The following is a 13,570-nucleotide window of genomic DNA, read 5'->3' as shown; positions in this document are numbered from 1 at the left end:
ATATATCAGTCTTATTCTTTACTTAATACTCTTTTTCAAGGCTTCAAGATTTTCCTGCATCACAGAAATATAATCTTGACCTGACTGCTGCTCCTCTTCTGTCAGACTTTCCAGTGTTTGCAGTACTGAAAGCTCAACACCTGTTTCTTTAGCCAGTGTTTCAGCTACTTTTGAGGAAGCTGTTGCTTCAAAATAAATGACCTTTACCTGATGCTCATCAATATATTTCTTCAATTCAGCCAAACGACTTGGTGAAGGCTCCTGATCAGGAGAAATACCTGAAATAGACTCCTGTATCAGTCCATATTCTTTTGCCAGATAGCCAAAAGCAGCATGCTGTGTTACAAAGGTCCTATTTTCAACAGCTGCAAAAGCTGTTCTGTACTCAGCATCCAATGTCTGTAATTTTTCAAGGTAAGCAGCTGCATTTGCTTCAAATACCTCTTTTTTATCAGGATATTTGCTTACCAGCGCATCACGAATTGTCTCCACTTCTTTTTGGGCCAGCACAGGGTTCAACCAGACATGCGGGTCTACTTCGTGACTGTGATCATGCTCTTCTTCCTCTTCATGATCATGGTCATCGCTTTCCATCAAATCAATACCTTTACTTGCTTCTACAATTTTTACACTATTCTGATTGATATTTGAAATGACATCTTCTGCCCAGGTTTCGAATTCATTACTATTATATACAAACAAGTCTGCATCGGAAACTTTTGCGATATCTTTTGCACTTGGTTCAAAGTCATGGGCGTCTGTACCAGAAGGGATTAACAGTTCAACAGTTCCCTCATCTCCTACAATTTCTTTTGTAAAATTATACATAGGATAGAAAGTAGTCATCACAGTAATCTGATCTTGTTTGTCAGTTGCCGGCTTCGTTGTTTCCCCGCAGGCAGCTAAAATAAAAATACCTAGTAAGAGCATACCGATACACATACTATATTTCAAAAATTTTCGCTTCATTTTTTTCTCCATTCCGATTTACTTTCGCAAATCGTAATTTTTACGATTTAAGAGCAAAACCTACTTTATCAGAAGTTAAAAATTCCGTCAAGAAAAAAATCAAAAGAATCTGAAAACCTTTTTCATTCAGGTGATTTGCAGTAAGAAATAGACCTCATTTACAGACTTGAAGCACGAAATTATTTCCAGATTCAGAAAAAAGCAAAAAGCCCGGAATCTTTTATAATTCCAGGCACATGCTGCATATCTAAATCAGATACACACTGATAAGCAATTATTTTAGTGTTCTTACCAGATAAACCTCATCGCAAAAGCCTTTTAGCCCATTATAAATTCTTTGGGCTCTGCTCTTTTTATCGCACAATGCAAAAACAGTAGGTCCGCTGCCGCTCATTAAAGCTGTATCAGCGCCAAATTTCAACATTCGATCTTTAATCTGCTGAATAATTGGATACCGCTGAATTGTCACACTTTCCAATGCATTACCAACTGTTTGTGTCATTCGCAGATAATCGTTTGCCTGCACTGCTTCTTTCAGACCAGTAATATCCGGATGATGGATGCTGTTAAACGACAAACTGCCAAATACAGAGCCTGTTGAAACACTCATTTTCGGCTTCACAAGGACTACCCAGCATTGCGGCATAGGCTGAAGCTTTTCTATCCGCTCGCCTCTGCCTGTCACAAAAGCTGTTCCTCCCTCAATACAGTAAGGAACGTCCGAGCCAATCTCACTGCCCAGTTCAGCCAGTTCGGTATTTGTCAGACCCAACTGCCAAAGCCGATTCAATCCTCTCAGTGTGGCTGCGCAGTCGCTGCTGCCTCCTGCAAGGCCGGCAGCAACAGGTATTCGTTTTTCTATAAAGATTTTTATTCCTTGATCGATCTGCATCCTGCTTTTTATCAGCTCTGCAGCGATATACACATGATTTTTTTGATCTAAAGGAATAAAAGAATTATTTGTTTCAAGGATAATTTGATTATCCGGAAGAGGCTCAAACGAAAGACGATCTGCCAAATCTACACTAGCCATCACCATCTCCAATTCATGATATCCATCTTTCCTCTTGTATAATGCATCCAGACCCAGATTAATCTTTGCCGGTGCCTTCTCAATTATCTCCATGTCTCCACCTATTCTATGATATATCAGCAATCTTATACGACAGAATCCTTTAAAATTCTAACATATGTTTTTAGTGAAGTACATAGAATGTTTGTATAATACAGCATATAAAAAAAGTTGGACAAAACGAAATTTCCGTTTTACCCAACTTGATTCGTCATTCTTTAGACAGCTTCACCGATGAACTCAATTTCTACAGTACGTGTCAACACATCTGAATAACTATAAGAAACCCGTTCAAACGAGTTTTCGTCTGGATCTAAGTCTACAACAAAAACAGAAGGATAGGTTTCTGTTAAAACACCTGAACGTTCTGTCTGCCGTTTTCTTCCCGTCTGCGCAGTCAATGTGATTTTACTGCCAATACGGCATTCCAAGTCTTTCTTGATTGAAGCTAAAGTTGTTGGCATTGCATTCACCTCAAAAACGATTGTATCACATGTACAGGAAAATTTCAAGTTTACCATAGCACAAAAATAATTGCAACTACTTATACTACAATTATTTAATTCTTTTATTTTTCTCTCTTTTTTTTAATCATATATCAATGATTTGATCTTCTTTTTTGCCCGATCATAGGCACTTCTGACTCTGATCGGCTGCACATCATATTCTTCTGCAATATCGCTGAGCTCTTTGCCATCCATATATTCTTCAAATGTAACCCGCTCAAAAGAAGACAGGACATTATGAGCATCTTCCAGTTTTTCACGAATAATCATGTAGTCCAGCGCTTGAGATTCTTCTATCTGCATATAATCCAAAAATGTTTCCCCTTGTGTATCCATTTTTTGTTCAAGTGATACAGCAGTTATGTCCCCCTGACGCTTGTAGGCGCATTGTCTGCGGACTAAACTTCGAATATGATTCTCAAAATTAAGCTTAAAAAAATTTCCGATTGTTACTTTGTGTCCTTCCTGAAACTTTTCCAAAGAACGAAAAAAGACAATTCGTCCTTCCTGCAGCCAGTCATCCTGATCAAATCCTCTCAAATAATACTTCGTCTGCATTTTAAAAACAACTGGATAATACTTTCGATATAGCTGATCAAATGCTTCAAAGTCCCCGTGTAAAATTGTTTCAAACTGATTCATACTTAACTCCCTTTCCATCCAATTAAACAAATTGATGAAAAAAGAGTACCATCTCTCCGCATCTAAAATGAAGATAAAAAAAGAAGAAAATATATTACGATAAATATTTTCTTCTTTTTAGCATATTATTTTATTATATAGAGTTTTTTTCTGATGGCTCTTCTCTGTACTCATACATTCTTGCGTATATTTTCAAATCAGTCCTTCTCATTCGAAAGCTCTTCTAAAATATCAGACAGCTTTGACAGTTGTTCCATATCCCAGGGTGAGTTCCGTCTAAAGCTCTGATATTGAATATCCGTCGCATGAATGGCAATCGTCCGCTCTGTTTTACGAATCTGGTCATATAATTCTCTGGCAGAAATTCTGAGTGCCCCTTTTGAAAAAATCAGCCATTGTTCAGCCAGATCACTCGTAGCCACAGAGACCTGTGTCAGCAGATTGTTTTTTTCCCCTGTTACACGTTCAATATAGCTGTCAGCCGTCTCTTCTTCTTTTGTAAAAACAACTGTCAGCTGATATTTTTTATAGCTTTGCTGGATTCCAGGTACCAGCTGGGCATCGAAAACAACCATTACTTCAAGACCTTCATATTTCGCATAGTTGGATAATCGGTGAAGCAGCGCTTCCCTTGCATCTTCCAGCTTGTTTTGATTTTTCAGACGAACTAATTCCGGCCATGCACCAATCATATTATAGCCATCTACAATCAGCAGCTGTTTTTTCACCGATTTCACCTCCTCATACCTTGGGATTTCTTCCCCGATAAACTTCATACATTAATAATCCGGCAGCCACGCCGGCATTTAAACTTTGAACATGCCCTGTCATGGGAATAGTCAGCAGTTCGTCTACCTCTTTATGCAGACCTTTACTCATTCCCCGACCTTCATTTCCGATAATCAGTGCAACAGCTCCTGTGGTATTCCATTGCCGATAGTCGGTTCCCTGCATATCTGTCCCAAATATCCAAAAGTCGGCCTTTTTAAGCTCCGTAATTGCATTGGTCAGATTCGTTACTCTGGCAATGGGAACGTACTCTACAGCCCCTGTGGAAGCTTTTACAACAACTGAGGTAACACCCACTGCCCGATGCTTTGGAATAATCACTCCATCCACTCCCGTTGCATCAGCAGTCCTCAAGATAGAGCCCAAGTTATGCGGATCTTCTATACTGTCTAGTATCAGAAAAAAAGGAGTCTCCGATTCTGTTTTTTCAAGCAGCTGATCCAGCGTCAAATATTCATATGCAGTTGTAGCCAGAACCACCCCCTGATGGACGCCTCGGTCACTCAAAGTATCCAGCTTCTGCTTCGGTACCCACTTTACCGGAACCGCATGTTCTTTTGCGGCTTCTTTCAGCCTCTCTATCTTTTCTCCGGAAAGGTCCTCCTGCAAAAACAATTTGTTGCCGCGGTCATTTCCCAGTGCTTCGAGTGCCGCATAATGACCAAAAACAAAATCATCATTTTTTTCTGCGACAGGGCCTTCCTGTTTTTTCACTTTCACAGGTCTTCTGTCTTTCTTATCATTTTGCCTGTTTCTATTTCTTCCTGGCTTCATTCTGCTCACCTGCTTTCTTTATACACCATTCAATCAATTCTTCCAAACGTTCGGTCCTCTTCATTAAATGAAGATAGCCCATCAACGCTTCGAAGCCGGTCGCAACACGGTAAGTTGTGATATCCGCATTTTTAGCCGAGGTATGACTTTTGGCATTTCTTCCACGCTTGTAAATCAGCTCTTCCTCTTCCGACAGCTTGCCTTCCGACAGCATTCCCTGCATTAGAGAAGCCTGCGCCTTTGCTGAGACATAATTGGTTGCAGTTCGGTGAAGAACGTTTGGCTTCGTCTGTCCTTCTGAGACCAGGTAATCCCGAATGTATATTTCATAAATTGCATCTCCTACATAAGCCAGTGCCAGACCGTTCAGCTGTGTGTAATCTCTCATTCGCCACGTCTCCATCTGGTTCCCTGAGCAGTATCCTCAAGAATGATTCCCTGTTCTTTTAACAGATCTCTAATTTCATCGCTGCGAGCGAAATTTCGATCTTTTCTTGCCTGATTTCTTTCTTCAATCAGCTGATCAACAGCATCATCCAACAGTTCAGCCGAAGAAAAGAGAATGCCAAATATTTCCAAAAGCACCGTATATAATCCCAAGGCATATTCTGTAACTTTTTTGGAAACAGAATTCTGCTCACTGTACTGATTCAGCCATTTTGCCAATTCGTAAACAACCGTAATTCCATTGGCCGCATTAAAGTCATCATCCATTTCTTTAATGAAAGCTGCTTCAATCTGATCCAGTTCCGCAATCTTTTCAGCATCCTCCAGCAACGCCTCCTCTGCTGAATCTTTTCTGAAAGAAAGATTTTCAAAAGCGATTTTCAGTTTCTGATAATTTACTGCCGCTTCTTTCAGAGTTGTCTCACTATAGCGGATCGGGCGCCGATACTGAGTCGTTGCCATAAAGAACCGCAAAATCTGAGGATCTACCTGCTTAACCATTTCATGTACAGTAATAAAATTTCCTAAAGACTTGCTCATTTTTTCATCGTCTTCGCCAATCGTTACGTAGCCGTTGTGCATCCAGTAATTCGCAAATGTTTTCCCGGTTTTTGCCTCACTTTGTGCTATTTCATTTTCATGATGCGGAAACTCCAGATCCTGACCGCCGCCATGAATATCAATGGTATCGCCCAAATGCTTGCCTGCCATCACCGAGCACTCAATATGCCAGCCCGGACGACCGGCACCCCAAGGAGAATCCCAGAAAATCTCTCCTTCTTTTGCCGCTTTCCACAAAGCAAAATCAAGAGGATCTTCCTTTAGCTTCAGCTCTTCTCCAGTACGCTGACTGGCGCCCATTTCAAGCTCATCAATGGATTGGTGGCTTAATTTCCCATACTCTTTAAATTTTCTAGTGCGATAGTATACGTCTCCCTGAGACTGATACGCATACCCTTTATCAATCAGTGCCTCAATAAATGCCTGAATATCCGGCATATGATCCATTACTCTGGGATTTTCAGTAGCAGGCTTTACATTCAACGCCGCAGTATCCTCTTTAAATGCCTGAATAAATTTATCTGCAACTTCCGGTGCTGTAATCCCCAGCTCATTGGCTGCCCGGATAATTTTATCATCCACATCTGTGAAGTTGGAAACATAATTTACTTCATAACCTCTATATTCAAAATAGCGGCGAATCGTATCAAAGGCAATTGAACTGCGCCCATTTCCTATATGAATATAATTATAGACTGTTGGTCCGCAGACATACATCTTAATCTTTCCTTTTTCCAAAGGTGTAAAGACTTCCTTCTGTCTGGTTAATGTATTATAAATCTGTATCATCTTTTTCTCCTACCTTTTCCCCGTTGATTCGGACTATTTTTGCCGGAATTCCCACTGCTGTCGCTCGATCCGGTACATCGATCAGCACAACTGCTGAAGCACCTACTTTTGCCTGTTCTCCTATGGTAACCGGTCCTAAAATTTGTGCATGTGCAGAAATGATTGCACCTTTTTTAACAGTAGGATGTCGTTTCCCGCTGTCTTTACCTGTACCGCCTAACGTCACACCATGAAATAGCACCACATCTTCCTCGATCTCAGCTGTCTGACCAATAACCACACCCATCCCATGATCAATAAAAACGCCAGGTGCGATTGTTGCTCCCGGATGAATTTCAATACCTGTCAAAAATCGCCAAAATTGAGCATGAATTTTTGCCAGCAGATAGAGATGATGATTGTATAAAAAATGCGACAGCCGATGCCAGAACAGCGCATATACCCCTGGGTAGGTAAACAGAATTTCTGCAGTGGAACGGGCTGCCGGATCATTTTTTCTAACCGCAGCAATGCTCCTCTTCAACCAACTCATAAGCTTCCTTCCTTTCATTATCTTCTTTCAAAACAACTCCTTCAGTTCATTTTACCATCAGCAGACAGACTCTTTTTCCCCTTTATTTTCCTTAATTAATGATAAAAAACGCCTTTCAAACGAAATAATTCCGCTTAAAAGACGCTTTCACGTGGTTCCACTTTTTTTCACAAAACAGACTGCTGCTTTGCCTCAAAACAGGTAACGTCTGTCAGCCGTTCTCAGCTACTTGCTTTTCACCGAGACCACTCAAAGGGGCATTTCAAAGGGTATTTACTGACTGCTTACACCTGCCGCAGTCTCTCTGAAAATAAACAGCCTTTTACTTCTTCTTTTCTGTGTGTTTCTTTCTATTTTAAAACATTCGTTAAATGAGCCAGTGCTTTTTCTTTTCCTAAAAGCTCAATAGTTTCTGCCAGCTCAGGTCCATGTGTCAATCCGGAAACAGCTACACGAATCGGCATGAACAGGTTCTTCCCTTTTACTCCTGTTTCCTTTTGAACAGCTTTGATTGCCGCTTTAATTGTTGGAACATCCACTACAGCGGCTTCTTCCAGCTGTGCTTTAAACACATTCAGCACTTCAGGAACTGTTTCTCCTGCCAGAACTTCTTTTGCTGCGTTATCCAGAACCGGATGTTCATTAAAGAACAGGTCAGAAAGTCCCACTATTTCAGCAGCGTAACTCATTTGCGCCTGATAAAGACTGACAAGTTTCTTCAACCATTCAATTCGTTCCGGTGTTGGATCTTTTTCTACGCGACTGTCAGCGATCAAGTAAGGGATACACATATCTGCCAATACATCCAAATCAATCTGCTTCATGTACTGGTTGTTTACCCACTCAAGCTTTTTGCTGTCGAAAGCAGCTGGTGATTTGCTTAAGCGTTCAGGATCAAAAATATTGATCAGCTCTTCCTGAGAAAAGATTTCTTCTTCCCCAACTGGAGACCAGCCCAGTAATGCGATAAAGTTGAACATTGCTTCAGGCAAATAGCCCAGCTCACGATATTGTTCAATAAACTGCAGGATAGTTTCATCACGCTTACTTAATTTTTTCCCTGTTTCTGAATTAATAATTAGAGTCATATGCCCAAAGCTTGGCGGTGTCCAGCCAAATGCTTCATAAATCATCAGCTGTTTTGGTGTATTGGCAATATGATCATCACCGCGGAGCACGTGAGTAATTTTCATCATGTGGTCATCTACAGCCACCGCAAAGTTATAGGTAGGCATACCGTCACGTTTTTGAATAACAAAATCGCCGCCGGTATTATCAGATTCAAATACGATTTCCCCTTTAACCATATCATCAAATGTATAGGTAGTATTTCTTGGAACGCGGAAACGGATGACCGGTTTCAATCCCTGTGCTTCTTTTTCTGCCTGTTCTGAAGGTGATAGATCTGCACACTTTCCAGAGTAATGAGGCATTTCACCTCTCGCTCTCTGTGCTTCTCTTTCTGTTTCCAGCTCTTCTTCTGTACAATAACATTTATACGCACGATTGCTGCTTAGCAGCTGATCAATCAGCGGCTGATAAATCTCTTTTCGTTCAGACTGGCGATACGGACCATACTCACCCGGATTTTCTGGAGATTCATCCCAATTAATTCCAAGCCACGCCAGATTTTCAAGCTGACTTTTTTCACCGTCTTCAATATTTCTCTTTTGATCTGTATCTTCTATACGGATAATGAATTCACCATCATTATGACGGGCGAACAAGTAATTAAATAAAGCTGTTCTTGCATTTCCAATATGCAGGTGTCCTGTTGGACTTGGTGCGTAACGTACACGAACTTTTGTCATTATCTTTTCCTCTTTCTTAATTTTCGAGTAAAGCGACCGCCATCGCTCCCATTCCTTCTTCACGACCGATAAAACCCATTTTTTCCATCGTTGTCGCCTTTATATTCACCTGTTCTGCGGTTATTTTACAGGTCTCGGCAATATTTTCTTTCATCTTTTCCAAATACGGCTTCATTTTCGGCTGCTCTGCTAAAATTGTACAATCAATATTGTTAATAGTAAAGCCTGCATCCATGACTTTTTTATTTGCCTGATACAGCAGTTCCATCGAATCTGCGTTTTTAAATGCAGGATCTGTATCTGGAAACAGATGACCGATATCACCTAAGCCCGCACCGCCCAGAATTGCATCGGTAATGGCATGAAGCAGAATATCAGCATCCGAATGTCCCAACAATCCCTTAGAAAAGGGAATTTCCACACCGCCGACAATCAGCTTGCGGTCTTCTGCCAGCTGGTGAACATCAAATCCCTGACCAATTCTAAACATATTTGTCTAGCTCCTTTTTCGTTTAACAATTGCTTCACCTATCAACATATCATCCGGTGTTGTCAATTTAATGTTTTCGTAGCTTCCAAGAACCATTGTCACAGGAAGATCACTATATTTTTCCATCAACGAAGATTCGTCCGTTCCCAGAAAATCCTCTTCACGGGCTTTTTCATGTGCATTTATCAGGTCATTTCCGTAAAAAACCTGTGGTGTCTGAATCTGCCACAATGTATCTCTGGGAATGGTTTCCTGAACTGTTCCATTGATTACTCGTTTAATCGTATCTTTAACCGGTACACCCAAAATAGCAGTACGTGTTTCAAGTGCTGCCGCATGAAGCTCCTTTAACTGCAAACGAGTAACAAATGGCCGAGCACCATCATGAACCATCACAATATTTTCTGGATGTTTCAGCTTCTGCAAACCATTATACACACTGTACTGGCGTTCACAGCCGCCGGGAACAATAGTAATCGTACAGTTTTTGCTTCGAACTTTTCGAATCGTTTCTTTAAGCAAATCCTGTTCATCTGATTGAGTTACTAAAATAATATGCCTGCACAGCGGATCTTTCAGAAACGTTTTCAGCGAATACAGGATAACCGGTTTCCCCATAAGATGCAGCAAAATTTTATTTCGGGAAGCCCCCATTCTTTTTCCCTGACCTGCTGCCAGTAAAATAACTTCATATTCTTTCATAATCTACTTCTTTTCATTTGCCTGATAGGAACCCTTATTTTCATCAATTCCTCTGCCTGAATGTGCAGGTTTGGCAAAAATCATCCGTCCAGCAGCTGTCTGAAGAGCGCTGGTCACAACGACCTGAATATGCTCATTCATATAATGCTGCCCGTCCTCAACAACAACCATGGTGCCATCGTCAAGATAAGCCACCCCCTGCTGCCGCTCTGTTCCGGCTTTGACAACCATTACGTTCATTGTTTCTCCTGGAATCACTACCGGCTTCACAGCATTTGCCAGCTCATTGATATTCAGAACCGGAACATTTTGAAATTCAGAGACTTTATTTAAATTATAGTCATTAGTTACAACGACACCATCTAAAAGCTTTGCCAGCTTAATCAGTTTACTGTCTACTTCTGCAATATCCTCAAAATCTCCATCGTACATTTCCACAGAAATTCCTTCTTCTTTTTGAAGGGCATTCAGAATATCCAGCCCGCGTCGTCCGCGTACCCGCTTCAAGCTGTCGCCAGAATCAGCAATATATTGAAGCTCATATAAAACAAAGTTAGGAATTAAAATAACGCCTTCCAGGAATCCGGTTTTGGTGATATCATAAATTCGACCATCAATAATTACGCTTGTATCCAAAATTTTATATTTGTGAAAATGATCCTCCACCTTACGCTCCAGCATCTGTCCTTCATTTTCCGGCAACGGTTTCTTTTGTCTGCTGGTAAAGATTTTTTTCCACTCCTCAATTCTGGTAGTTCCCATTCGAAAGCCCAGATAACCCAGCATAATCATAACTAAAATAGGGACCAGACTGTTCACTACAGGAATATCCAAGTTGTACATTGGGATGGAAATAATCACACCGAGCGTTAAGCCTAAAATCGCTCCGACACTTCCAAATAGAAGAAAGGTCAGACTTACCTCATTTAAAGATTTTTCAATTCTTTTAACTGCTGAAATAATGTATTTTGTTAACAGTAAAGATAAAATAAAGAAAATAATTGCACCGATCAGACTGTTAGTAAAATTATTGTTCAGCCATTTATTATCCGCTTGATTTGTCATCTTCCAAGCTATAGGAAATAATGATATTCCCAAGCTGGCTCCAACAACAACCATCAAGACAGAGATTACACGTTTTTGCATAGTACTCTCCTATTCTCAAATTTTATTTTTGATTATTTGTTAAAAACGACTGGATACAATGGTCCAGTCAAAATAATATACCATCACTGACAGCCGAACACCTTGTCTCGTTATTTTTTCTTAAACATAAAAATAGATTAAAAAGATTCGACATCCTGCCGCTGTTACTATCTATTAAAAAGTATGGCGGCGGACTGTCAGTTTTCATTTTGATAAGACATCTGAGCAGCTATTGTGAACTTACAATAAATCAGTCCTGCCATACTTTTTAGTTTACTGAAAAACTTTTTTCAGTGTTTCTCCAAGCGTTGAAACACCGATTACTTCAATTTCTTTAGGTGGTTCCCAGCCCCCCAGATTATTCTTGGGGAGATAGATTCGCGTGAAGCCAAGCTTGGCTGCTTCTCTTACCCGTTGTTCAATGCTGTTCACCCGCCGAACTTCACCTGTCAAACCAATTTCTCCGATAAAGCACTCTGTCGGCTTCGTTCCCTTTTCTTTATAGCTGGAGGAAATACTGACAGCTACTGCCAAATCAATGGCTGGTTCATTCAGCTTCACACCTCCGGCTGCTTTCAGATAAGCATCTTGATTCTGAAGCAGCAGACCAGCTCTTTTCTCAAGTACCGCCATAATCAGCGATACACGGTTAAAATCAAGACCGGTTGTCGTTCGCTTGGCATTCCCAAAAACTGTCGGAGTAACCAGTGCCTGAACCTCTACCAGAATCGGACGGCTGCCTTCCATGGCTACGACTATGGCAGATCCTGTTGCGCCATCAAGTCGTTCTTCTAAAAATACCTGTGAAGGATTTGCCACCTCTTCCAGTCCATGTTCCCGCATTTCAAAAATACCGATTTCATTGGTTGAACCAAACCGGTTTTTGACTGCACGTAAAATTCTGAAGGTATGATGCTTATCTCCTTCAAAATACAATACAGTATCAACCATGTGCTCCAGCATTCGAGGTCCTGCAATCGAACCCTCCTTCGTCACATGACCGACAATAAAAATAGCAATTCCGTTAGTCTTTGCGAGTTTCAGCAGTTCAGCTGTTGTTTCGCGCACCTGACTGACGCTGCCTGCAACACTTGTAACATCCGGCTGAGTCATCGTCTGAATAGAATCAATAATGACATAATCCGGTTCAAGTTTTTCGATCGCACGGGAAATTTCCTGCATATCTGTTTCAGCATATAAATAGAAATCAAGATTGGACGTACCCAGACGCTCCGCGCGCAGCTTGATCTGTTCTGCACTCTCTTCTCCGGAAACATACAGCACTTTTCCGCCGACTTCTGTCAGCTGCTGAGAAACTTGAAGAAGCAGTGTGGATTTTCCGATGCCCGGATCTCCACCGATCAGTACCAGCGATCCCGGAACGACACCGCCGCCCAGCACCCGGTTTAATTCTGCCAGCTTTGTTGCTACTCTGGGTTCTTTTCTGGGAATGACTTCTGTCAGCAGTTGAGGCTGAGTTTTCTTTCCAGTCAAACTGACTCTGACACGCCGGTCTGTTGTATCCTGAAGAGTCACTTCCACCATTGAATTCCATTGCCCGCAATTTGGACAGCGTCCTAGATATTTGGGAGAAATGTAGCCGCAAGTCTGACATTCAAATTGAACTTTTGCTTTTTTCGCCATGCTGCAGCTCCCTACTCAAATCTTATAATTTGTTATTGTATTAACTGTTAGTATTTTATCACACTCTGGTCTGTTTACACTAAGACTTCTTATTATCAATAAAGAAGTTTAATCAGATTTTAAGCAATCATTGGCCTGAAGAACCAAATCCTCCGGTTCTTTCCGCCTCCACATCATCTGTATCTGATAAAAGAAACGCTTTAAAAATTCCCTGACCGATTCTTTCCCCTTTTTCTATCGTCACTTCTTCATAGCCAAAATTCAGGAACTGGAACATAATATGTCCTTCATTTCCTTCGTTGTTATAATAATCACTGTCAATCACACCCACACCGTTTGCAAGCATCAGAAATCGCTTCAGCGGATTTGAGGAGCGGCTGACTAACTCCAGATATTCATTCTTCGCCATATACACCTTGATCCCTGTCTTTACCAAAGTTGGCTTTGGAGTCTCCCCTTTTTCTTTTTGCGCCCAAATACTGGGTATTACGATAGTTTCAGCCGCTTCAAAATCATAGCCTGCTGCACCGCTTGTTGCTCTTTGGGGAAGAGTAATTTGCTGATCTTCATAATCTGAAATAATTTCAAAACCTCGTTGTTTCATCTAAGTTCTCCTCTGTTTTTTATAACCTATGTTTATTTTAACATACTTGCTTTATAATACGTTATTTTTTGGATGATTTGTGTATGTTAATT

15 protein-coding genes and 1 other annotated feature are annotated in these 13,570 nt (G+C 40.9%); all 15 genes read right to left on the bottom strand.

Going from position 1 to position 13,570, the window contains the following annotated elements; all coding sequences use genetic code 11:
• Positions 1-18 precede the first annotated feature (18 nt).
• Entirely contained in the window at positions 19-942 is a 924-nt protein-coding gene (locus tag LI951_RS04370; RefSeq protein ID WP_420705915.1) for a metal ABC transporter substrate-binding protein, read from the bottom strand.
• A gap of 301 nt (positions 943-1,243) precedes the next feature.
• On the bottom strand, positions 1,244-2,095 hold the full coding sequence (ispE, locus tag LI951_RS04365; protein WP_202067290.1) for a 4-(cytidine 5'-diphospho)-2-C-methyl-D-erythritol kinase: 852 nt from the start codon (positions 2,093-2,095) through the stop codon (positions 1,244-1,246).
• Between the two features lie 164 nt (positions 2,096-2,259).
• Positions 2,260-2,505, bottom strand: coding sequence for a Veg family protein (locus LI951_RS04360; RefSeq protein ID WP_202067289.1), 246 nt, complete (start codon positions 2,503-2,505; stop codon positions 2,260-2,262).
• Positions 2,506-2,628: 123 nt separating this feature from the next.
• Positions 2,629-3,189, bottom strand: a complete 561-nt coding sequence (locus tag LI951_RS04355) for a sigma-70 family RNA polymerase sigma factor (protein WP_202067288.1) — start codon at positions 3,187-3,189, stop codon at positions 2,629-2,631.
• A 197-nt stretch (positions 3,190-3,386) separates the two neighbouring features.
• Positions 3,387-3,917 (bottom strand): NYN domain-containing protein, encoded by a 531-nt coding sequence (locus LI951_RS04350; RefSeq protein WP_202067287.1) that lies wholly within the window; start codon positions 3,915-3,917, stop codon positions 3,387-3,389.
• A 13-nt stretch (positions 3,918-3,930) separates the two neighbouring features.
• Positions 3,931-4,752 carry a 23S rRNA (guanosine(2251)-2'-O)-methyltransferase RlmB gene (rlmB, locus tag LI951_RS04345; RefSeq protein ID WP_202067286.1) on the bottom strand — a complete coding sequence of 274 codons (822 nt, stop codon included), beginning with the start codon at positions 4,750-4,752 and terminating at the stop codon, positions 3,931-3,933.
• A complete protein-coding gene (locus LI951_RS04340; protein WP_202067285.1) occupies positions 4,733-5,140 on the bottom strand; it encodes a Mini-ribonuclease 3 in 408 nt (135 codons plus the stop codon). Before LI951_RS04340 ends, rlmB begins: the two co-directional genes overlap by 20 nt.
• The gene (gene cysS / locus LI951_RS04335) at positions 5,137-6,549 is read right to left on the bottom strand and encodes a cysteine--tRNA ligase (RefSeq protein ID WP_202067284.1); all 1,413 of its coding nucleotides are present in this window, start codon (positions 6,547-6,549) and stop codon (positions 5,137-5,139) included. The genes LI951_RS04340 and cysS overlap by 4 nt, the downstream gene beginning before the upstream one ends.
• Positions 6,533-7,081, bottom strand: coding sequence for a serine O-acetyltransferase EpsC (gene epsC, locus LI951_RS04330; RefSeq protein ID WP_202067283.1), 549 nt, complete (start codon positions 7,079-7,081; stop codon positions 6,533-6,535). The genes cysS and epsC overlap by 17 nt, the downstream gene beginning before the upstream one ends.
• Before the next feature lie 134 nt (positions 7,082-7,215).
• Positions 7,216-7,429: a binding site (T-box leader), on the bottom strand.
• Between the two features lie 2 nt (positions 7,430-7,431).
• Positions 7,432-8,892 (bottom strand): glutamate--tRNA ligase, encoded by a 1,461-nt coding sequence (gene gltX, locus LI951_RS04325; protein WP_202067282.1) that lies wholly within the window; start codon positions 8,890-8,892, stop codon positions 7,432-7,434.
• A gap of 16 nt (positions 8,893-8,908) precedes the next feature.
• Positions 8,909-9,382 (bottom strand): 2-C-methyl-D-erythritol 2,4-cyclodiphosphate synthase, encoded by a 474-nt coding sequence (gene ispF, locus LI951_RS04320; RefSeq protein ID WP_202067281.1) that lies wholly within the window; start codon positions 9,380-9,382, stop codon positions 8,909-8,911.
• A 6-nt stretch (positions 9,383-9,388) separates the two neighbouring features.
• Positions 9,389-10,084, bottom strand: coding sequence for a 2-C-methyl-D-erythritol 4-phosphate cytidylyltransferase (gene ispD, locus LI951_RS04315; RefSeq protein ID WP_229441392.1), 696 nt, complete (start codon positions 10,082-10,084; stop codon positions 9,389-9,391).
• Between the two features lie 3 nt (positions 10,085-10,087).
• Positions 10,088-11,230, bottom strand: a complete 1,143-nt coding sequence (locus tag LI951_RS04310; RefSeq protein ID WP_202067279.1) for a PIN/TRAM domain-containing protein — start codon at positions 11,228-11,230, stop codon at positions 10,088-10,090.
• 273 nt (positions 11,231-11,503) lie between these two features.
• Positions 11,504-12,874 (bottom strand): DNA repair protein RadA, encoded by a 1,371-nt coding sequence (gene radA / locus LI951_RS04305; protein WP_202067278.1) that lies wholly within the window; start codon positions 12,872-12,874, stop codon positions 11,504-11,506.
• Positions 12,875-13,001: 127 nt separating this feature from the next.
• Complete coding sequence (locus tag LI951_RS04300) at positions 13,002-13,478, bottom strand: dUTP diphosphatase (RefSeq protein WP_229441391.1); 477 nt, start codon at positions 13,476-13,478, stop codon at positions 13,002-13,004.
• Positions 13,479-13,570 lie beyond the last annotated feature (92 nt).

The sequence above is a fragment of the Enterococcus sp. BWT-B8 genome, from assembly GCF_020567625.1.
In the GTDB taxonomy this organism is placed as follows: Bacteria; Bacillota; Bacilli; order Lactobacillales; family Enterococcaceae; genus Enterococcus_L.
This window is presented reverse-complemented; position numbering and strand designations above follow the sequence as displayed.